The following is a 21,479-nucleotide window of genomic DNA, read 5'->3' on the forward strand; positions in this document are numbered from 1 at the left end:
CCCCGAGCTCGGCCTCGTCTTCCCCGAGGAGGCGGGCGAGCCGCTCCTCTCCCCGAAGGACCTCGAGGCGCCGACGCTCGCCGAGGCGGCGGCCGCCGGACTCCTCCCCACCTGGTCGGACATGCGCGCCTTCCACGACTCGCAGAAGGTGAGCTGACCCATGAAGGGCATCATCCTGGCCGGCGGATCCGGCACCCGGCTCTGGCCGATCACGAAGGGCATCAGCAAGCAGCTGATGCCGATCTACGACAAGCCGATGATCTACTACCCCCTGTCGACGCTGATGATGGCGGACATCCGCGAGGTGCTCATCATCACGACCCCCGAGTACAACGACCAGTTCCGGGCTCTGCTCGGCGACGGCTCGCACCTCGGCATGCGCATCGAGTACGCCGTGCAGCCCTCGCCCGACGGCCTCGCGCAGGCGTTCGTCATCGGCGAGGAGTTCATCGGCGACGACTCGGTCGCGCTCGTCCTCGGCGACAACATCTTCCACGGTGCGGGCCTCGGCACGAGCCTCAGGAAGAACACCGAGATCGACGGCGCGCTGATCTTCGCGTACCACGTCGCCGATCCCACGGCCTACGGCGTGGTCGAGTTCGACGGGGACTTCACGGCCGTCTCCATCGAGGAGAAGCCGGCGCAGCCGAAGAGCGCGTACGCGGTGCCCGGCCTCTACTTCTTCGACAACGACGTGGTCGAGATCGCGAAGGGCATCCAGCCGAGCGAGCGCGGCGAGCTCGAGATCACGGCGGTCAACGACCACTACCTCCAGGCGGGTCGCCTGCGCGTGCAGGTGCTCGACCGCGGGACCGCGTGGCTCGACACCGGCACGTTCGAGAGCATGATGCAGGCCTCCGAGTACGTGAAGGTCATCGAGGACCGCCAGGGCTTCAAGATCGGCTGCATCGAGGAGATCGCGTACCGCGCCGGCTGGATCGACCGGGACGCCCTCGAGGAGCTCGCGCGACCGCTCATCAAGAGCGGGTACGGGCGCTACCTCGTCACGCTGCTCGACGCGTAGGGGCGTCGCCGCCGGTCGGGCCGCCCCGCGTCATCGCGCGGTGAGCTCGCCGGACTGCAGGCCGGAGATGAGGGCCTGCGCGGTGATCTGGATCCCCGCGGGCAGCGGCATGGTGTCGCGCTCGTCGAGGTCGGGCCACACGACGCTCTCGAGGCGCAGGTCCACCGCCTGGTAGCCCGCGAGGGGCGACAGGCCGAGCATCACGTGCGGCCGCGCCTTGCCGAGCGCCGTGAAGTGCCCCAGGAGCGCGCTGATGGTGACGGGCTGCCCCGACGCCAGGATCTTCACCACGTGCGTGTCCGCCGGCAGCTCCAGCAGGCGCGCGGTCGCGTCCCGCACGAGCCGGGCGCAGTCGTCGGCGTAGAGGTAGTCCCGCACCGTCTCGAGCGGGACGTAGATCGACGCCGGCGTGGGGGAGAGGTTCGCGCGGGCCAGCTGCGTGATGAGCCCCTGCGGCTTGCCGACCGCTTGGCGCGGCCCGTACAGGTTCGCGATGCGCCCGATCAGCGTGCGCACGCCGGCGCGCTCGCCGAACGCGCGGACGAGCGCCTCGGCGCGGAGCTTCGCCTCCCCGTAGGGGGCGAGCGGCCGGGGCTCCGTGGCCTCCGTGAAGGGCGGCCTCGCCGCACCCGCGTACACGCCGCCCGCGGACGACGAGTAGAACAGCGCGCCGCCCGGTGCCGGGGCGTCCTCCGCGGCCCGGCCGATCTCGTCGAGCACCGCCTCGAGCTGCCCGAGCTCGTGGTCGAGCTGCGCGCGCGTGCTCCCGGTGACCGCGGCGCCCGCGCACCACATCACGGCCCAGCGGCCGGCCGTGCGGCCGGCTGCGAGGAGCCGCTCCGCTCCCGTCCGCGCGGCGGCGCGCATGACGCGCTCGTCCGTCGTCGTCCAGGGCAGCGGCTCGGCGGGGACGGGAGCCCAGCGGGGATCCGCCGTCAGCGCGTCGAGCAGCGACGCGCCGAGGAGGCCCCGCGCGCCGATGACCCAGACGGGGACGGCGGTCGTCATACGTGTCCGCGCGGGGGACGGCCGTGCGGGCCGTCCAGGGGGTCGCGCACGATCAGGTACGCGGGCCGGCCCTGCGCCATGCCGACCGCGACGCCGACGTACTCCGCGATGATCCCGAGGGAGAACAGGATGATGCCGCTCGAGGCGAGGATCGTCACGATGGTCGACGCCCATCCCGCCGGCACCGAGTTGTCGGTGAGGCGGCTGACGACGATGACGATCACGAAGATCAGCGCGACCACGAGGAAGAGCGCCCCGAGGACGCTCACGGCCCGCAGGCCCCGCGTGCCGCTGGAGAGCACCATGCGCCAGAAGTGCGAGAAGAGGCGGCGGGGCGAGTAGCCGGACTGCCGCTCGCCCTCGTCGCGCAGCGTGATGTCGCATGTCGAGACGCGGTTCGCGACCCAGCCGAGCGCGATGTCGAGGTACACGCCCGACCCCGCGTACGCGGCGACGCTCCGGCCGACGGAGCCGAGCATGAGCCGGTAGCTCTGGAACTGCTCGGCGTCCTGGTCCGAGGACATGGCGTTGAGGACGACCTTCGCGCCGCGCGAGGCCACGTTCCGCAGGAGCCCGTGGGAGGGGGAGTTCGTGGGCTTCGCGTAGACGACCGAGGCGAGGTCGCGCATGGCGACGTCGAGCATGTCGGGGATGAAGCCCGGATCGTGCTGCCCGTCCTCGTCGAGCGTGACGATCCAGTCGCCGCCGGAGGACGCCATGCCCGCGAGGGTCGCGGCGTGCTGCCCGAAGTTGCGGCTCAGCCAGATGGGCCGGACGAACGGGTGCAGGCGCTTGAGGTCCCGGATGACTCGGGGGGATCCGTCGCGCCCGTTGTCGAAGACCAGGAGCACCTCGGTGACGGCGTAGCTGTGGCCGTCGCGGGTGATCTGCGGCACCGTGAACGGCTGGATCTCCGCGAGCAGCGCCTCGAGCGTCAGCTCGCCCTGGTACACGGGGATGACGACGGAGACGGTGTGGTCCGGCGGCAGCGCGGCGTCGACCGCGTCCTGCGGCGCGGAGCCGCTCACGCCGCGCGCCCCGCGGACCGGGACATGCGCCGGCCGAGGTAGAGGTACACGAGCCGACGGGAGAGCGCCTTGGCGCGGGCCATCGCGTCCCCGAGGCGGACGTCGGCACGGGACACCACGCCGGGGTGCTCGTCGAGCACCCAGTGGTGGAAGCCCGCGGCGGCGCTGGCCTGCTCGCCCGCGAGGCGGACGCTCCACTGCGAGTCGGAGATCCGGAACCCCGCGAGGGCCTTCGGGCCGACGGACGCGAAGTCCCCGCGGAGCAGCACCTTCGCGTACGTGGTCTCGTCGATGAGGTAGGGCCAGCGGGAGTCCCACCAGCCGACGGCCTCGAGGTCGGCCCGGCGCATGAGCACGCAGCCCGGCTCCCCGAAGATGTTGGTGCCCGAGCGGACGGTGCGGCGGACGGCGGCGGCGCCGGAGATGGCGATGCGGGATCCGGAGACGCCGTGGTCGCGCACGATCGGACGGCTGTCGGCGTCGACGATGTCGCGCGGGGAGGCGACGAGCACGACCGACGGCGACGCGTCGAGCTCGGCGACCTGCCGCTCGAGGATGGTGGGGTAGAGGAGGTCGTCGCCGCAGACCAGCTTGATCAGCTCGCCCCGGGCCTCCTGGCTCACGCGGTTCCAGTTGCGGAGGGCCCCGCCGCCCGCGTCGGTGCGGAGCAGGCGGACGCGCGGCTCGTCGGCGTAGCGCTGCATCACGTCCCACGTGCCGTCGGTGGAGGAGTGGTCCGCGATGACGACCTCGAAGTCGGTGAACGTCTGCGCCAGCACGGAGTCCACCGTCTCGGCGAGGTAGTCGGCGTTGTTGTAGGCGGGGATGACGATCGAGACGCGTGGGGCCACGTGGCTCTCCTTCGGCAGGGCAGGAGGGGACGCGCCCGGGTCGAGCCCCACCCGGTGCACGTCATCGTGCGACGTGCGACGGAGACCGTGGGCGACCGCGGTGCGCGTGCGGACGGGGGCCATCCTCTCACGACGCCTGCCCGCGACCCGGGAGGCCGCCGCCCACAGCCCCACGGGCGTCGCGCGATGAAGGCGTCCGCGCCCCGCGCATCGGGACGCCGGGACCCCACGGCGCGCCGTGCTGCGCGTGCGGGCATGGACGGTGATCGTCCTGGTACGAGCCTCGGGCTCTCGCGCACCCGGGACGGGGAGCTGGCTGCTCTCCGGTCGATGGCGACGGGGCCCCTCCGGCCGTGCCGCAAGTCGTCTCTTCCGACGACTGGTCCTCGCATCGTGGTGAGGATAGAAATCCTCCAGGCCGACAGAGGAGGACCTGATCGAAATCGAAAACAATCCGAGGCTCGTGGGTCGGCGCGCGGTGGTCATCGGCTTCTCGACCGCCATCGCCGGTCTTGCCACGGTGCCGCTCATGGAATCGCCGACCGGTGCGGCTGCGGCGGCGCTGATCCCCTATCGATGGCCCTTCGACACGGTCCTGTTGCCGCAGACCCGATGGGGCCAGGAATGGGACGCTCCACGCAAGGGCGGTCGACGACACGGCGGGGCGGACTTCAACGTCGGCGACAACAACATCGGGACGCGGATCTACTCCATCGCCTCCGGCGTCGTCGTCCGTGGCGAATACGCGCAACAGCCGTCCGGGGTCCAGAACAACAAGTTCGGCAACTACGTGACCATCAAGAACGATGACGGCATGTACGCGAGCTACGCGCACATGCGAGACGCTCCGACGGTGAGGCCCGGCACGAGGGTCGCGCTGGGGCAGCACATCGGCTATCTGGGGTCGACCGGCACGGACACTCCGCATCTGCACCTGGAGATGCGGACCGGTGACCACGCGATGTCCTACACGGTGCAGGACGACTTCGATCCCGTGCCGTACGTCAATTCACGGCTCGGGGTCACCAAGCCGATCCCGACGATCTCCGTTTCGGAAGAAGATGAGGAAGACATGTACATAACCAGAGGCGCGACAGGCACGGTAGCCGTGTTCGGAGGCGGGTTCCGCACGGAGGACGGCAACGCCGGTCGGCACCAGTTCGCCAGCGAGGCCGAGTACCTGAAATGGCGGATCGTGCTCAATGCGTACAACGCGAACATCGACCAGACCGGGGGCGATGCCCGTGGCAAGCGGTATGTCCCCCCGTTGAACCTGAAGGACGTGATGGTCGTCGATGATCCGACCTGGTTCGTGATCTGCGGCATGTGGGGCGTGTAGTACCGTCTCGCGCAGGTGCCCCGCTGGACGACCGGATCCTCCGTCCGGCCGGGGCGCCATCTCGACGGACGACCTGATCCGTGGCCGTGAGCCCACGCCGGGACCGGCCGCCGGGACGCCGCCCGGGGCGCGTGCCGGGTGGATGTCGCCGACGTCCCGCTGGCGTGGACGACGCTCCGCGTGCGGGAGGCTGCTCCGCGCGGGGGAGGCCGCTGCCGTGCGTGCGGACCTGCGATCTCGTCGCGGCCGGCTCGCAAGGGGCTAGGCATTAGGGTGATTGCGGTCCCGGCGGCTGCACGCGTCACGGGTGGACCTCAGGCGACGAACGGAACCCCTCTCACACATGCGCAGCAAGCTGTCCTGGCCGCTGGCCGCCGTCATGGCGACGATCGTGGGCGCGATCATCCCGATGCTCTTCTTCCGGGGCTACTACTTCGTCAACGACACGGAGGCGGGCGCGTACGGCCAGTGGTTCGAGATCGGTCGGCGGATCCTCGAGGGCAACTGGTCCCTGCTGAACCCGACCGTGTGGCAGTCCGGCAACTACCAGGCCGAGGGCGCGTGGGGCATCTACAGCCCCTTCCTCTGGGCCGTCGGTCTCGGCTCGCAGCTGATGTCGAACGCCGCCCTGTACTCGACCATCGTCAAGCTCGTCTGCCTCGCCATCGCCTCCGCCGGTCTCTATGTGCTCGCGCGCGCCTACGGCATGACCCGCCCCTGGGCCGCTGTCGTGGCCACCGCCGTGCCCCTCGCCGGCTTCACCCTCTACTTCGACGCCCCCTCCTGGGTCAACGGCCTCATGGCCTGGGCGTTCTGGCCGCTCGCCGTCGGCCTGTCGCGACGTGTGGTGCGCGCGGGCGCCAATCCCGTCGGAGCCGTCCTGGCGGCCGTGACCGTGGTGGGCATCGGCTACGCCGCGGCGACGCTCATGCTGGCCGCGGCACTGGGCGCGCTGCTCGTCGAGGCGCTCATCCGCCGCCGCCGTCCCGAGGTGCTCCGCGCGCTCGGGCTCTCCGTGGTCGCCGGGCTCTTCGCGATCCTGGTCCATCTGCCCGGGGTGCTGACCTCGTCGGTCTCGGGACGCTCCAACTCCATCGGCAACGACGGGTTCCTCACGGTCGACCTCAGCGACCTGGCCATCTCGGGGATGCCCATGGGCAGCCCGTTCATGGACTACTACGTGGGCAACATCCCGGGCGCCCCCATCACGTACATCTCCTGGCTGCTCCCGCTGCTCGTGCTCATCGACTGGCGACGGCTGTGGGCCCTGCTGCGCGGGCGGCCGTCGATCCTCATCATCGGCGTCGCCGCGATCGCGGGCGTGCTCGCCCCGTCGGAGATCGGGCCTCTGCGCTACCCGGTGCGCATCGTCCCGTACCTCACGGCGGTCATCCTCGTCGTCCTCGCGCTCGGCTTCTCGCGCAGCATGCGCCGCGTCCTCACGCGCCGCCACCTCTACGCCGCGTGGGCGATCGTCGCGGTGAACGGGGCGCTGCTCCTGACGCAGGACCCGCGCGCGCTCAAGCCCGCGATCGTCGCGGTCGCGCTCGTCGGCGCCCTCGTGCTCCTCGTGTACGGGCTCGCGGTCGGCTGGCGACCGCGTCGCGGACCCGCCGTCCTCGGTCGCATCGCCGACCGTGCGCGCGCCACCGACCGGTCCCGGTCCGCGGCCATGGCCGTGGTGGCGATCGTGGGCACCGTCGCCCTCCTCGTGCCGCAGCACTACCGCTCGCCCCAGTCCCCGCTGGAGACCTACGACCTCCCCGCGGACGTCAGCGCCTACAGCACGCAGCTCCCGCGCGCGGAGGGCGACATCCTCGTCGTCGGCTTCCCGCAGACGACCGACTACGCGGAGACGCTCCTCGGCAACTCCTGGTACGTCACCGGCAAGCCGGTCCAGAACGCGTACTCGTCCGTCTACTACCCGGGCTACGGCAACAAGGTCTGCATGCAGTTCAACGGGCTCACCTGCAGCGCGCTCTACGAGCGCCTGTTCCAGCCGGTGCAGGGTTCCGAGACCGGGGTCGACCTGGTCGACCTCATCGGCGCGAGCACCGTGCAGGTGATCAAGGCCCAGCCGGGGAGCGATCCCGCGAAGACCGTCGCGCGCAGCGACTGGGAGGACGTCCCGTCCGGCTGGAGCGTCGTCGAGGACACCCCGGCCACGCGGACGATCGTGCGCGGAACCCCGCTGCAGGGCGCGGGCGGGGTCGCGTGGACGTCCGACGGCACGCGGGTGACCCTGCTGCACGACGACCCGATGGGATCCACCTTCCGCGTGGACGCGGCCCCGGCCGACGGCGGCACGGTCGCCCTCGCGCTCATCCCGTGGCCGGGCTATCGGGTGTCGGGCGCCGAGCTGCGCACGACGCCGGTCGACGGCTTCCTGCTCGGCGTGGACGTCACGGCCGCGGACGTGGGGAAGACCGTCACGGTGTCGTTCTGGAGCCCGGGCTGGCAGGTGCAGGTCGCGTCCGCCGCACTCGTGATCCTCCTCACCGCGGCGTGGGTGCTCGGCCGCCTCGTCGTGCGCCGTCGTCGTCGGGTGACCGCACGATGAGCGGGGTGCCGCCGCGCGTCGTCGCGGTCGTGGTCGCGTGGAACCGCCGTGACCTCGTGGTCGAGACCCTGCGAGCGCTCCGCGCCCAGACCGTGCCGCTGCACGACGTGGTCGTCATCGACAACGCCTCGACGGACGGGTCGGCCGACGTCATCCGCGAGCGCTTCCCGGAGGTCGCGCTCACGACGCTGCCGACGAACACCGGTGGCGCGGGAGGGTTCACCGTGGGCATCGAGCGCGCGCTCACGGTGCACGACGCCGAGCTCGTCTGGCTCATGGACGACGACACCGTCCCGGATCCCCCCGCGCTCGAGGAGCTGCTGCGGGCGCGCGCCGCGGCACCGCGCGGCACCGTCGTGCTCGCGTCCGCCGTGCGCTGGACGGACGGGCGCCCGCACCCCATGAACACCCCGCGCACCCGTCCCTCGGCGAGCCGCGCCAGCGTCGCGCGCGCCGCCCAGCGCGGCTGCACGCCCGTCCGCACCGCGTCCTTCGTGTCGATGATGATCGAGGCCGACGCCATCCGCGCCCACGGGCTCCCGATGGCCGACTACTTCCTCTGGAACGACGACTTCGAGTACTCGGCGCGGCTGCTGCGGCGCGGCCGCGGGTACCTGGTGCACGGCAGCACGGTCGAGCACCGCACGCGCACGTTCGGGTCGACCGACGTGGATCCGGGAGCCCGCTTCGTCTTCGAGGTGCGGAACAAGATCTGGATGCTGCTGCGCTCCCGGGCGCTGTCGCCCGTCGAGCGGGTGCTCTACACGGGCGCCGCGCTCGTCAACTGGACCCGGACCATCCGGCGCTCCCGCGACCGGCGCCTGCTCCTGCGCGGCCTCGCCGACGGCGTCCGCCAGGGGCTCGGCCGTCCTCCGCGACCGGCGCACGAGGTCCTCGGCGGCCTCGGCGAGATCACCGCGGGGATCCGGCGCCTCGAGGAGACCGCCGGCCGCTGACGCCCGCTCGGGTCAGTCGCGTCGGTAGGGCACCTCGGACGACGCCGTCTGCACCGTGCCGTCCGCGGGATCGGCGGGCCGGCCGACGTGCGACGCGACCAGGTAGAGCGGCCGGTTCTGCACCTCGGCGTACACCCGCCCGAGGTAGCTCCCGAGCACGCTGAGCATGATGATCTGCACGCCGCCCACGAACAGGATTGCGATGACGGTGAACGTCCATCCGGGCACGACGCTCGACGGGTCGATGGCGCGGCTGACGAGCACGTACACGACGGCCAGCGCGCTGAGCGCCGACACGACGAGGCCGACGAGCTGGATGAGCTTCAGCGGGAACGTCGAGAAGCCGAGGATGCCGTCGGCCGCGAACTTGATCATCTTCCGCAGCGGGTAGCCCGTGACGCCCGAGTGCCGCTCGTCCCGGTCGAACTGGACGTTCGTCTGCCGGAACCCGACGTAGGAGACCATGCCGCGCAGGAAGCGGTTGCGCTCCGGGAAGCGCTTCACGGCGTCGATGACCTTGCGGTCGATCAGCCGGAAGTCCCCGGTGTCGCGGGGGATGTCGATCTCGGCCACGAGCGCCAGGGTGCGGTAGAACGCGCCCGCCGTCGCCTTCTTGAAGAGGGTGTCCTTGCGGGTCCGGCGCTGGGCGTAGACGACGTTGAAGCCGTCCTGCCAGCGGCGGATGAGCTCGACCGCGACCCGGGGCGGATCCTGCAGGTCGGTGTCCATGATGACGGCCGCGTCGCCCGAGGCGTGGTCGATGCCGGCCGTGACGGCGATCTGGTGGCCGAAGTTCCGGGAGAAGTCGATCACCTGGACGCGGTCGTCGGCGGCCGCGAGGGCGTGCAGCCGCTCGAGCGAGGTGTCCGCCGACCCGTCGTTGACGTACACGAACTCGAAGCGCATCCCGAGGTCGGCCGACTCCAGCGCCTCCGTCAGCGTGCGGGAGAACAGCTCGATGCTGCCCTCCTCGTTGTAGACGGGGAGGATGAAGCTCACGAGGGGCGCGGGCGTGGGGAGGCGTTCTGCGGTCACGTGTCGGTATCCCTCGTAGGTGCGTGTCGTGTCGGATCCTGGTCGGCGATCGGCCGGGCGATCGGCTCAGCCTATGTCGATGCGGTAGAGCACCGCGGCAGCCCCCGTGGCTGGGTCGTAGACGACGCGGTCGACCTCCTCGAGGCCGGGCACGGATGCCGGATCCGCGTCGCCCGCGCAGTCGGAGAGCGCGAGGTACCAGCGGATCCCCGCGCGCTCCGTCGCCTCCGCGTCCACCCGGCCGGCGGCCAGCGCCGCCCGCGCGTCGTCGACGGCGTCGCGGTCAGCGGGCCAGGCCATGCCGAGGTTGTAGTGGGCGACCGATCGTCCCGAGTCGATCTTCACGATCTGCGGATCGAGGCACGCCCCGGCGACGATCGAGCCGTCCGTCGCGCCGGCGGTGACGTCGGCGATCGCGCGGTCCAGCGGCTCGGCGAAGGTGATCTGCCGGAGCTCGCGCCCGGCGGAGAAGAAGCGCCCCCAGTCGAGCGCGCTCGTGGCGCCGATCGCGACGACGATGGCGGCGCAGGTCGCGACGAGCGCCCGGGTCCGGCGCGGAGCGCGCCCGGGGCCGGCCGGCTCCCCGTGGGCGTCGGCGTCGGCGTCGTCGGCGTCCGCGTCCCGGGCTCGCAGGGTGCGGACCGCCACGTCGAGGAGGACCGGGACGATCGTCACCGCGATGAGCAGGAACGCGTCGATCCACAGCCGGTAGGGCTCCTGGTTCGCCCGCCACAGGTCGTTGGTCGACGTGATCGCCCAGGCGAGCATCGCGCCGCCCGCGTACGCGGTCCACACGGTGCGCCGCGCGCGGATCCCCGCCACGAGGATCAGGACGAGCGGCACGATGAGCGCGGCCCCGGCGATCGGCCCGAGCGGCAGGTCGACGCCGAGGTCCTTGCTCGACGCGACGCGGTAGGAGAGGAACGGGTCGCCCGCCGCCGACGCCAGGACGGTCGTGACGATCTGCGGCAGCGTCGCGGCGAGCGCGGCGCCCATCGGGATCAGCGCGAGGCCCCGCGTCCGCCCGATGGTGGCGAGGAGCCCCGGCACGGTGGGGAGGAGCCCGACCACGAACGCGGGCAGGGGGCCGACCGCGCCCGCGACGACGACGGCGAGCGCGAGCGACGCCGGCACCAGGGCGGCGGACAGGACGAGGAGCCGGCGGCGCGGGCGCTCGAGCACGGCGTACGCCGCCACGACGTAGAAGGAGAGGAACACGGTGGCGAGGAACGAGTAGACGTGGACGTTCAGCAGCCCGCCGACGACGACCGCGACGACGGTCATCGCCACGAGGCGCGCGCGGCGCGAGGAGCCCCGGAGGAAGGGCACGAGCGCCCCGAGGAACGCGATGCCCGCGACGGAGAGCGCCGCTGCCTCGCCGTTGAGGGTGAACAGCACCCCGAACGGGCCCCACAGGACGGCGTGCGAGCTCATCTGCCAGAACCACTGGCCGGGGCCCTGCGTCCACGCGAACGTCCCGAGCAGCAGGGGCACGAAGCCGAGGGCGCCCGTCCAGGCGCGGCCGGTGACGCGGATGCACGCTATGCCGATGGCCGCGACGAGGCACGCCTGCAGCGCCGTGCCGACGATGTTCCAGGACTCGACGGGTCCGAGGCCCGTGAGGTGGCCGAACGCGCCGAGGACGATGTAGTACAGGTGCGGGTAGGTGTTGCGGCCGGTCTCGGTGAACGGCTCCACGGATGCGAAGTCGCCGCGGGCGAAGTTCACCACCATGGAGAGGTACGACAGCTGGTCGTAGACGAAGTAGTCGCGGAACGAGGTCACGACGCTTCCCGTGCGGTGCACGAGCATGCCCACCTGGGTCACGAGGAAGAGGAGCACGGCGAGCGAGACGGCGATGGCCGACGTCAGGCGTCCTGCGGGCTTCCTCCGGTCGATCCGGACGGGGGAGACGGGGGAGGGCACGGGCGTCGATGCTATCAGCCGGCTCCTCCGAGGAGCCGGGTCCCGGCCGGCCGGCCGTGCGGGCCCGCGTGCGCCCCGCCGCCCCCGGCTACACTGGGCCGCTCGACCCCCGTCGCCCTGGCGGCCGGGTCCGCCCATCCATCGGACGTGACGCTGCCACCGCAGCAGAGGGGACGCGCATGCCCACCGAGGCCTTCTCGCTCCTCCTCCCGGTGTACCGCGGCGACCGTCCCGAGTTCCTCCGCCGGGCGTTCCGCAGCAGCGTCGACGACCAGACGCTCCGCCCGGACGAGGTCGTCGTCGTCCGCGACGGCCCGGTGTCCGCCGAGCTCGCGCGCACCATGGCCGAGCTCGCGGAGGCGTCGCCCGTCCCCGTCGTGACCGTCGAGCTCGCGCGCAACATGGGACTCGCCTACGCGCTCGAGCGCGGGCTGGAGGCCTGCGCGCATGACGTCGTGGCCCGCATGGACGCCGACGACATCAGCCTCCCCGAGCGCTTCGCCCGCCAGCTCGCGCTCATCTCGGGCGGGCTCGACCTGGTCGGCACCGGGATGTACGAGTTCGCGGACGAGGTCGGCACCATCGCCGGGCGCCGCACCCCGCCGGTCGGCGCCGACGCCATCTCCCGCTACGCGCGCTTCCACGACCCGTTCAACCACCCCACCGTCGTGTACCGGCGCCAGGCGGTGAAGCGCGCGGGCGGCTACCTCCCGCTCGGGCTGATGGAGGACTACTACCTCTTCGCGCGCATGATCCAGTCGGGCGCCCGCGTGGAGAACCTCCCGGATCCGCTCGTCATGTACCGCGTGAGCGCGGGCGCCTACGCCCGTCGCGGCGGCGTCGCGCAGCTCGTCGCCGAGCTCCGGCTGCAGCGGGAGTTCCGCCGTCGCCGCTTCACCTCGCTCTCGCAGGCCCTGCGCAACGTGCTGGTCCGCGGCAGCTACCGCCTCATCCCCGAGGCCGTCCGCCGCGGGCTGTACCGGCGCCTGATCACGCGCGACCGGACGGTCCCGCGGGCCCGCGCCTGATCCCCCGTTACCCTTGACCAGTCCCGTCGAGCGCCCGTCGGGCGCCACCCCAGCAAAGGAATGTGCCATGAGCCCTGATCTCGTAGTGGTCGGGTCCGGTTTCTTCGGACTCACGATCGCGGAGCGCGTCGCCGAGGAGCTGGGCCTCAAGGTCCTCGTCATCGACCGCCGCGACCACATCGGCGGCAACGCGTACAGCGAGAAGGACCCGGAGACCGGCATCGAGGTGCACCGCTACGGCGCGCACCTGTTCCACACGTCGAACGAGACGGTGTGGGAGTACGTCAACCGCTTCACGGACTTCACGCCCTACGTGCACCGCGTCTACACGGAGCACGAGGGGGAGGTCTTCCCGCTGCCGATCAACCTCGGCACCATCAACCAGTTCTTCCGCTCCGCGCACGGCCCCCAGGCCGCGCGCGACCTCATCGCCGAGCAGGCCTCCGAGCTCGACGCCGGCGAGGCGAAGAACCTCGAGGAGAAGGGCATCTCCCTCATCGGGCGCCCGCTCTACGAGGCGTTCATCCGCGACTACACCGCGAAGCAGTGGCAGACGGATCCCACGGACCTGCCCGCCGAGGTCATCAGCCGCCTGCCCGTGCGCTACACGTACGACAACCGCTACTTCAACGACACCCACGAGGGCCTGCCTGTCGAGGGCTACACCGCGTGGCTCGAGCGCATGGCCGACCACCCGAACATCGAGGTCCGCCTCGAGACCGACTTCTTCGACGAGACCCAGGAGGTCAACCGGGCCTCCGTCGTGGGGAAGGTGCCCGTCGTCTACACCGGCGCCATCGACCGCTACTTCGACTACTCGGAGGGCGCCCTGTCGTGGCGCACGCTCGACTTCGAGCGCGAGGTGCTCCCGGTCGGCGACTTCCAGGGCACGCCCGTCATGAACTACGCCGACTCCGACGTGCCGTTCACGCGCATCCACGAGTTCCGGCACTTCCACCCGGAGCGCGACGCCCCGGCGGACAAGACGGTCATCATGCGCGAGTACTCGCGCTTCGCCGAGGGCGACGACGAGCCGTACTACCCCGTCAACACCGCGGCCGACCGCGAGGGCCTGCTCAAGTACCGCGAGCTCGCCAAGCAGGAGGAGGGCGTCTTCTTCGGCGGCCGCCTCGGGACGTACCAGTACCTCGACATGCACATGGCCATCGGCGCGGCGCTCTCGATGTACGAGAACAAGCTCAAGCCCGTCCTCGCGAAGGACGCCTCCTGATGGCCGCCGCCGACGAGGGCGCTCCCGTGGAGCTCGACCTGATCCAGCGCGTCATCCTGCCGTCCGAGCACGACCCGGACATCGTCCCGCTGTACGTGGACGCCGACTACTGGACGAGCATCCCGGTCGCGCCCGAGAAGCGCCGGCGCTCGCCGCTGCGCGTGGTCGACGCGGACACGCACAACGCCGTCGTCCGCCTGAGCGACATGGGCATCATCAGCGCCATCCGCGGCGACCGCGGCTTCCAGGTGCCCCATCGCCGGAAAGTGTCGTTCGGCACCTACTTCAACGCGTTCCCCGCCTCCTACTGGCGCGCGAGCACCACGCTCGACGGCGTGGTGCTCGAGGTGGAGACCAGCGGCGAGGGCCAGGTCATCGTCTACCGCTCGAACGCGCGCGGCGTGATCCAGAAGGTCGACGGCGCCGCGGTGTCCGGATCCACCACCTCCCGCTTCGAGCTCCCGTTCACGTTCTTCGCGGACGGCGGCTGGTACTGGTTCGATCTGATGGGCGAGGAGGCCGACTTCGCGCTCGTCGAGGCCGGTTGGTACGCGCCAGCCGGCACCGCCCCCACCACGGGTGCCGCGGGATCCGTCAGCATCGCCATCACCACGCTCAACCGCGCCGAGTACTGCGTGAAGCTCCTCACCGACATCGGCGAGAAGCCCGACGTGGCGGCGCTCCTCGACCACGTGTACGTCACCGACCAGGGCACGCAGAAGGTCGCGGACCAGCCTGCGTTCCCGCGGGCGCAGGAGCTGCTCGGCGAGAAGCTCCGCGTCATCGACCAGGCCAACCTCGGCGGATCCGGCGGCTTCTCCCGCGGCATGTACGAGACGCTCAAGGAGGGCGCGAGCGACTACGTCCTCGTCATGGACGACGACATCACGCTCGAGCCCGAGAGCATCCGCCGCGCCGTGAAGTTCGCGGACTACGCGCGGACGCCCACCATCGTCGGCGGCCACATGTTCGACATGTACGACAAGAGCAAGCTCCACGCGTACGCCGAGGGCTTCGACATGTGGAACTTCATGTGGGGTCCCGTCACGCCCACGCGCCACGACTTCAGCGCGTCGAACCTGCGCCAGACCCGGTGGATGCACCGCCGCGTCGACGCCGAGTACAACGGCTGGTGGATGTGCCTCATCCCCGTCTCCACGATCAAGCAGGTCGGCCTGTCGCTGCCCGTGTTCATCAAGTGGGACGACGCCGAGTACGCGCTGCGGGCGAAGGAGGTCGGCGTGCCGACCGTCACGCTCCCGGGAGCCGCGGTGTGGCACGTGTCGTGGGTCGACAAGGACGACTCGCAGGACTGGCAGGCGTTCTTCCACGCGCGCAACCGCCTCATCGCGGCGCTGCTGCACTCGCCCTACGAGCGCGGGGGCCGGTTCCTCACGGCCAACCTCGCCACGGACGTCCGGCATCTGGTGTCCATGCAGTACTTCGCGCTCGCCGCGCGCCACGAGGCGTACCGGAACATCCTCCGCGGGCCGCGCGGCCTCCACGAGGACATGGTGACGCGCCTCGCCCGCACGCGCGAGCTCGCCCAGGGCTTCACGGACGGCGTCCCCATCAAGGACCGCGCTGCCCTGCCCGAGATCGTCGCGCCGGACAAGCCGCAGCGCCGGCGCGGGGGAGGCGCTCCCGCGGGGATCGCCCGGGTCCTGTGGCTCGCCCGCACGGTCGCGCGCCACGCGTTCGCCCCGCTCAGCCCGGCCGCGAGCCGCGGTCCGGAGGCGCACCTCTCGTTCGAGGACGCCCGCTGGTGGGTCGTCCCCTCGTTCGACAGCGTCCTCGTGTCCAACGCGGAGGGGTCGGCCGCGCTCCTGCACCGCCGCGATCCGGCGCTCTTCCGCCGCATGCTGTGGACGAGCATCGTGCTCCGCTGGCGCATCCTCGCCCGTTGGCCGCAGCTCAAGGCCGCGTACCGCGCGGCCCTGCCCACGGTCACGAGCCCGGAGACCTGGGCCCGCACCTTCGGCGTCGACCAGCCGACGGCCCCGCGTCGGAAGCGCTAGCCGACCGCCGACGCATCGTCCGCTGAACCTCGAGGGGCGTCCGATCCGCACCACGGTGCGGCGGACGCCCCTTCGTGTGTGAGAATCGCATCTCACGGCACGGGGACGCAGGGGGACGCATTTGTTCGACAACGGGGTGGACAAGGTCCGGCGTGCGCGCCGACGCTCGCGGCTGATCGCCTGCCTGGCCGTCTGGGCCGTCGCGCTCGGGGTCGGGCTCGTCGGCACGGGCACGATCGGCGGATCCGCCGAACCCGCGCAGGCGGCATCCGGCGCCGACTTCGACCCGGGCATGATCATCAGCGACGCCAAGTTCTACGACGGCGACGCGATGTCCCAGGGCGACGTCCAGTCCTTCCTGCAGGCGCGCGTCCCCAGCTGCGCCTCGGGCTACGTGTGCCTCAAGGACTACGTCCAGAGCACGCCCGCGCGCGCGTCCGACAGCCGCTGCTCGGACCTGCAGGCCTCGCGCCTCAGCGGCGCCGACATCGTCTACTGGGTCGGCCGCGCGTGCGGCGTGAGCCAGGCCGCCCTCCTCGTGCTCCTGGAGAAGGAGCAGGGTCTCGTCACCGACAGCACGCCGGGTGACCGGCAGTACCGCAGCGCCACGGGGTACGGCTGCCCCGACACTGCCGCCTGCGACTCCACCTACTACGGCTTCTTCAACCAGGTGTACAACGCGGCGCACCAGTTCAAGGTCTACCAGTCCACGCCGACGCGCTGGAACTACCAGGCCGGGCGCAGCAACCGCATCCTCTGGCACCCGAACGCGGACTGCGGATCCTCGCAGGTCACCATCCGCAACCAGGCCACGGCCGGCCTCTACATCTACACGCCGTACCAGCCCAACGCGGCCGCGCTGCGGAACCTCTACGGCACGGGCGACTCGTGCTCCTCGTACGGCAACCGCAACTTCTGGCGCCTGTACACCGACTGGTTCGGCAGCACGAGCGACGGACCGGTCTCGTCGTTCGTCAAGACGGCGACGGACGACACCGTCTACCTCGTGAGCGGCGGCCAGAAGCACCAGGTCCCCGACTTCGGGGTCTACCAGTCCCTCGACGCGCTCGGCGGCATCAGCACCGTCCCGCGGTCCTACCTCGACGCGCTCGGCACCGGCGTCCCCGCGTCCGAGCTGGTGCGCGATCCCGCGTCGGGAGCCGTCGCCCTCGTCCAGGCCGATCGTCGGCACCGGTTCGCCTCGTGCGACCTGGTCGCCTCCTACGGATACGGCTGCGGGGACGCGGTCAACCTGGATCCGGGCCAGCTCCAGGCCGTCCCGGACGCCGGCGAGATGAGCGCGTTCTTCGTCCTCCCGGGCAGCGCCGTCGCGTACCTGCTCAGCGGAGGGGTCAAGTACCCGGTCTCCACGTGGGACGCCGTCCTCGTCCTCAACGGAGGGCGCTCGCCCTTCGCCGCCACCATGCGCGCGTCGGTGGGGGCCCGGTACACCACCGGCCACGTCGCCCTCGAGCCGGGGACCCTGGCGAAGGCGTCGAACAGCGCCGACGTCTTCCTCGTGGACGGCCTCGACCGGAAGATCCGCGTCCCGGACTTCGCCGTCACGACCGAGCTCGGCCTCGGGAGCTCGTTCGCGACCGTCGCCCCCGCCACGGTCGACGGGTACCCCCGTGCGTCCGCCGACCTGTCACTCCTCGTGCGGTGCGCCGGCGTCACGTCGCTCGCCACGCAGGGGAGCGTCGTCGCCCTCGCCTCACCGGGCTCGACCGGCCTCGCCGTCACCGACCTCGCGCCCACGACGTGCGCCGCGCTCGATCCCACGGGCAGCACGGTGAGCGGGCCCGTCTTCGTCAAGGGCAGCACGTCCGCGACGGTGTTCCTCCTCCAGGGAGGACAGGCGCGGCCGGTGTCCAGCTGGGACAGGCTGGTCGCCCTCGCGGGCACGTCATCGCCCACCATCACGGTGATGGGGCCGCCGGCGCTCGCGCGCATCCCCGTCGGCGCCGCAGCCTGACGCACGTCGTCGGAGCCGGGTCGCGCGGGTCCCCGCGGCCCGGTCGGCGGGCGGGGCGGTCAGGCTCCAGCGGATACAGTGGTGCGGCACCGGACGACCACGGCGCGGCCCGTCGGCCAGCGCCTCGAGCGCCCGGTGCGGCGAGGAGACCCATGGACCAGCACGCGCACGACGTCGACGATCCCCGCGAGCAGACCCCGCCCCCGGGCATCCTGCTCCGGCTGATCAAGGACGAGCGCGTCGCGTTCCTGCTGGTCGGCGGCTTCAACACCGTCCTCGGCACGGCGTGGTTCGCGCTGTTCTACCTGCTGTGGGAGCACCTGATCCCGTACCCCGTCGTCCTGATCATCGCGTGGGCGGTGCAGCTCCCGGTCTCGTTCACCCTGCACCGGAAGCTCGTCTTCAAGGTGAGCGGCAACCTCCTCCCGGACTTCTCGCGCTACACGCTCGTGAACCTGGTGCCGCTGCTCGCCAACATGCTGCTGCTGCCGCTGGTGGTCGAGACCACGCCCCTCGAGCCGATCGTCGCCCAGGTCCTCGTGACCATCGTGATCACCGTGGCGACCTACACGGGCCACAAGTTCTTCTCGTTCCGCCGGCCGCGCGACGAGGCCGTCCGCTGATCCCGCGGCCCGGACGCGCGGTCGGCGTCACCCGGGCCGGTGCTGCTCCGGCAGCCCGTGGCGCCAGCTGCGGCCCTGCGCGGCCTTGACGGCGCAGATCACGAGCAGGACCCAGCCCCACTCCACGATCGTGACGCTCTCCGCGAGCGAGGCGACCACGAGGACGACGAGCACGAGTGCCGTCCAGACGTAGCCGACGCCGCGCTTGGTGGTCGCCAGCACCCAGGAGCGTCCGAGCGCGAGGGCGCAGAACGCGGCGAACAGCACGAGCCCGACGAGCCCCGCCTGCAGGTAGATGTCGAGGTAGGCGTTGCGGCCGGTCTCCTGGGCGCCGCGGCTGACGAGGTCGAGCGCCGTGTACGGGTACGCGTCGAGCCGCCAGAACCCGACGTAGCCCCAGCCCTCGATCGTGTTGAGGTCGATGAGGCGCAGCATCTCCCGCCAGAGCGCCACGCGCTGCAGGTAGTCGGGCCGCGCCTGCAGCACCTGCAGCACGGGGGAGCGGAACGCCACGACCAGCACGGCCGCGATGGCGGCGAGCACCAGCACAGCGCTGTTGGCCAGGGGCCGGGCCTGACGCGCGAGGTGGCGGAGGCCGAGGATCGCGATGGCGGCGACGACGAGCACGAGGAACGTGCCGAGGATCACCGACGATCGCGTGAGCGAGGCCACGAGGAGCGCGACGACCAGGGAGAAGACGCCGCGGCCGCGCGAGACCGATCGCGTCATGAGCTCGACCGCGAACGTCACGGCGGCGACGAGGGCCACGATCCCGAGGGCGTTGCGCTCGCCGAGCAGCCCCTGGATCGGGCCGAGGCGCTCGAGCGCCCCGCGGATCCCGAGGAAGGGGATGGGGCCGTCGATGAGGAGCCCCGCGAGCACCTCGAGGGCGAGGGACGACACCAGCACCAGCCGCAGCACGTCCCCGGCCGCCCGCACGATCTGGATCAGGTCGCGGACGACGCCCACGTACACCGCGAGGAACGCGGACGCCGCGAGGTAGAGCACGCCCCCGACCGCGTCCGGCTGGTACGCCGTCCAGAGGAGCGTCGCCGCGCACCACCCCACCAGCACCAGCAGCGAGATGGGCAGGAGGCCCCGCCACTCCCAGTCGCCGCGCTTCGCCGCGAGGGATCCCGCGGCCATCGCCACGAGCACCGTGACGATCGCCACGAGCCCGGCCCAGCCCATGGTGGACCGGATCGCGTGCGACAGGACGGCCGTGCCGAGGATGCAGTGGGTGAGGGCGGCGGAGAAGCGGGCCGACCCGAGGAGGTCGGGCAGGCGGTCCGGGAGCGGCAGGCGGGCGGGACGGGTCATGCGTCGGCCATCACGGGCGGTCGGCGGGACACCGGGCGGCCGCGCGGATCAGGCGACGCGGGGGTCGGCGGCGGCGGACGGCGCCGAGGCGGAGGGGACGGCCGCGGGGATCGGGGCATCGACCGGGGGGCGCGGGGTGACCGCGGTGGCCGACGGCGTCTCGGGCAGCACCGGACGGCGGCGCGCGTCGTCGGGCCCCGGGACCTCCTCGCGCGCGACCATGCCGGACTTCGTGGCGATCGCGATGACGACGAGCAGCAGCCAGTTGCCCTCGTACAGCAGCCGGCTCTCGGCGAGGCTCTGCACGACCAGCGCGGTCATGAGCAGCAGCGGCGCGAGCGCGAGGGTGGAGTACGGCTCGACGCGGTCCCTGCGGTGCTGCGGACGGTCGATGGCGGCCCACCACGAGCGCACGTAGGTGGTCATGATGAAGCAGGCGAAGGCGAGGAGCCCGACGGCCCCCACCTGCAGGAGGACGTCGAGGTACGCGTCGTGGGCCTGCAGGTACGTGACGCCGCTGCGGACGGCGAGGCCCTGGAACGGGCGCACCCAGGGCGCCCAGTAGCCGATCCAGCCCCAGCCGACGACGGGGTGCTGCTGCGCGAGGCCCAGCACGGACTCCCAGATCTGGAACCGGCCCGTGAGGTCGGGGGAGCGGCCGAGGAGCTCGAACACCTCGGCCGTGCGCGTGGCGACGACGCCCGCGCCGACCACGGCCGCCACGGCCACGCCGGCCGCCAGCACGAGCCGCCCGCGGATGCCGACGCGTCGGGCGACGAGCGCGAGCGCGGCGACGATCACCGTCATGATGAGCGCGACCAGGACCGTGGAGCTGCCGGTGAGCGTCAGGGTCAGGAGGGCCACGAGGATCCAGATGCCGGCGTCGCGGCGGCGGACCGTGCGCGCCGCGTACTGCAGGGAGAAGACGATGAGGCCGAGCAGCGCCACCATGGCGAGCAGGTTCGCGTTGCCGACGACGCCCTGGATCCGACCGCCGCTGAGGATCTCCCCGCGGGTCCACGCGAATGCGGCCGGCGCGCGGGGCCCATAGTCGGTGAAGAACGGCATGACGGGCCCGCGCACCACGACCGCGACGAAGAGCTCGAAGGCGAGCGACAGCCCGAGGATGATGCGGAACGCGCGGCCGAGTCCCTGCACGATCTCCGACCACGACAGCAGGACGACGAGCGTCAGCGCCGCGATGGACGTCGACAGCTGGATGAGGACGCCGAGCGCCGACTCCGGCCGGTACTGCGACCACGCGATGGACAGCACGGCGATCCCCGTGAACGCGAGCAGCGGGATCGGCAGCACGCGCACGCGCGGCAGCGGCCGAGCGCGGACCAGCAGGGTGACGGAGGTGACCAGCACGGCGAGCGCGATGGCACCGAAGCCCCACCAGCTGAGGCTGTCGCGCCACATGTCACCCGCGAACGTGGTGACGAGGACGAAGGTCGCGAAGCTCCGGAGGGCTCGGCGGCTGGCGGTGGGCATGCCCATCAGGGTATCCGGCCCCGAGGCCGCGTCCCGCCGCCCAGGCGGTCCGGGGGCGCCGGT

The 21,479-nt window shown here is 72.0% G+C and carries 16 protein-coding genes; 9 read left to right on the forward strand and 7 right to left on the reverse strand.

Annotated features, from left to right (window positions below; translation table 11 throughout):
* Nucleotides 1–160 precede the first annotated feature (160 nt).
* Nucleotides 161–1,024, forward strand: coding sequence for a glucose-1-phosphate thymidylyltransferase RfbA (gene rfbA / locus JOE38_RS00005; RefSeq protein ID WP_204574313.1), 864 nt, complete (start codon nucleotides 161–163; stop codon nucleotides 1,022–1,024).
* A gap of 30 nt (nucleotides 1,025–1,054) precedes the next feature.
* Here rfbA and JOE38_RS00010 read toward each other — a convergent pair whose 3' ends face one another.
* The 3 genes from JOE38_RS00010 to JOE38_RS00020 are packed head-to-tail and all read right to left on the reverse strand — an operon-like array spanning nucleotide 1,055 to nucleotide 3,911.
* Entirely contained in the window at nucleotides 1,055–2,032 is a 978-nt protein-coding gene (locus tag JOE38_RS00010; protein WP_204574314.1) for an NAD-dependent epimerase/dehydratase family protein, read from the reverse strand.
* Nucleotides 2,029–3,060: a glycosyltransferase gene (locus JOE38_RS00015; protein WP_204574315.1), complete on the reverse strand. Its 1,032-nt coding sequence runs from the start codon at nucleotides 3,058–3,060 to the stop codon at nucleotides 2,029–2,031. The genes JOE38_RS00010 and JOE38_RS00015 overlap by 4 nt, the downstream gene beginning before the upstream one ends.
* Nucleotides 3,057–3,911: a glycosyltransferase family 2 protein gene (locus JOE38_RS00020; RefSeq protein ID WP_204574316.1), complete on the reverse strand. Its 855-nt coding sequence runs from the start codon at nucleotides 3,909–3,911 to the stop codon at nucleotides 3,057–3,059. The genes JOE38_RS00015 and JOE38_RS00020 overlap by 4 nt, the downstream gene beginning before the upstream one ends.
* 463 nt (nucleotides 3,912–4,374) lie before the next feature.
* Here JOE38_RS00020 and JOE38_RS00025 point away from each other — a divergent pair, with 463 nt between their 5' ends.
* From JOE38_RS00025 to JOE38_RS00035, 3 genes are all read left to right on the forward strand, one after another.
* On the forward strand, nucleotides 4,375–5,250 hold the full coding sequence (locus JOE38_RS00025) for a M23 family metallopeptidase (protein WP_204574317.1): 876 nt from the start codon (nucleotides 4,375–4,377) through the stop codon (nucleotides 5,248–5,250).
* A 343-nt stretch (nucleotides 5,251–5,593) separates the two neighbouring features.
* Nucleotides 5,594–7,810: a hypothetical protein gene (locus JOE38_RS00030; RefSeq protein ID WP_204574318.1), complete on the forward strand. Its 2,217-nt coding sequence runs from the start codon at nucleotides 5,594–5,596 to the stop codon at nucleotides 7,808–7,810.
* Nucleotides 7,807–8,766 (forward strand): glycosyltransferase, encoded by a 960-nt coding sequence (locus tag JOE38_RS00035; protein ID WP_204574319.1) that lies wholly within the window; start codon nucleotides 7,807–7,809, stop codon nucleotides 8,764–8,766. Before JOE38_RS00030 ends, JOE38_RS00035 begins: the two co-directional genes overlap by 4 nt.
* 12 nt (nucleotides 8,767–8,778) lie before the next feature.
* On the opposite strand, the gene JOE38_RS00040 is transcribed toward JOE38_RS00035, so the two are convergent.
* Nucleotides 8,779–9,801 carry a glycosyltransferase gene (locus JOE38_RS00040; RefSeq protein WP_204574320.1) on the reverse strand — a complete coding sequence of 341 codons (1,023 nt, stop codon included), beginning with the start codon at nucleotides 9,799–9,801 and terminating at the stop codon, nucleotides 8,779–8,781.
* Nucleotides 9,802–9,867: 66 nt separating this feature from the next.
* Nucleotides 9,868–11,727, reverse strand: a complete 1,860-nt coding sequence (locus JOE38_RS00045) for a hypothetical protein (RefSeq protein WP_204574321.1) — start codon at nucleotides 11,725–11,727, stop codon at nucleotides 9,868–9,870.
* 179 nt (nucleotides 11,728–11,906) lie between these two features.
* On the opposite strand from JOE38_RS00045, the gene JOE38_RS00050 reads away from it, so the two are divergent.
* The 5 genes from JOE38_RS00050 (at nucleotide 11,907) to JOE38_RS00070 (ending at nucleotide 18,602) form a co-directional block, all read left to right on the forward strand.
* Nucleotides 11,907–12,755 carry a glycosyltransferase gene (locus tag JOE38_RS00050; protein ID WP_204574322.1) on the forward strand — a complete coding sequence of 283 codons (849 nt, stop codon included), beginning with the start codon at nucleotides 11,907–11,909 and terminating at the stop codon, nucleotides 12,753–12,755.
* 67 nt (nucleotides 12,756–12,822) lie between these two features.
* Complete coding sequence (gene glf, locus JOE38_RS00055) at nucleotides 12,823–13,986, forward strand: UDP-galactopyranose mutase (protein ID WP_204574323.1); 1,164 nt, start codon at nucleotides 12,823–12,825, stop codon at nucleotides 13,984–13,986.
* Complete coding sequence (locus tag JOE38_RS00060; protein WP_204574324.1) at nucleotides 13,986–16,004, forward strand: glycosyltransferase; 2,019 nt, start codon at nucleotides 13,986–13,988, stop codon at nucleotides 16,002–16,004. The genes glf and JOE38_RS00060 overlap by 1 nt, the downstream gene beginning before the upstream one ends.
* A 121-nt stretch (nucleotides 16,005–16,125) precedes the next feature.
* Entirely contained in the window at nucleotides 16,126–17,979 is a 1,854-nt protein-coding gene (locus JOE38_RS00065) for a hypothetical protein (RefSeq protein WP_239544711.1), read from the forward strand.
* A 152-nt stretch (nucleotides 17,980–18,131) separates the two neighbouring features.
* Nucleotides 18,132–18,602 carry a GtrA family protein gene (locus JOE38_RS00070; RefSeq protein WP_204574325.1) on the forward strand — a complete coding sequence of 157 codons (471 nt, stop codon included), beginning with the start codon at nucleotides 18,132–18,134 and terminating at the stop codon, nucleotides 18,600–18,602.
* 27 nt (nucleotides 18,603–18,629) lie between these two features.
* On the opposite strand, the gene JOE38_RS00075 is transcribed toward JOE38_RS00070, so the two are convergent.
* Together JOE38_RS00075 and JOE38_RS00080 are read right to left on the reverse strand one after the other, a co-directional pair.
* Nucleotides 18,630–19,922, reverse strand: a complete 1,293-nt coding sequence (locus JOE38_RS00075) for an O-antigen ligase family protein (protein WP_204574326.1) — start codon at nucleotides 19,920–19,922, stop codon at nucleotides 18,630–18,632.
* A 48-nt stretch (nucleotides 19,923–19,970) separates the two neighbouring features.
* On the reverse strand, nucleotides 19,971–21,416 hold the full coding sequence (locus JOE38_RS00080) for an O-antigen ligase family protein (protein ID WP_239544712.1): 1,446 nt from the start codon (nucleotides 21,414–21,416) through the stop codon (nucleotides 19,971–19,973).
* Between the last annotated feature and the right edge of the window lie 63 nt (nucleotides 21,417–21,479).

Origin of the sequence: Clavibacter michiganensis (assembly GCF_016907085.1) — a bacterium.
GTDB classification, from domain to species: Bacteria; Actinomycetota; Actinomycetes; order Actinomycetales; family Microbacteriaceae; genus Clavibacter; species Clavibacter michiganensis_O.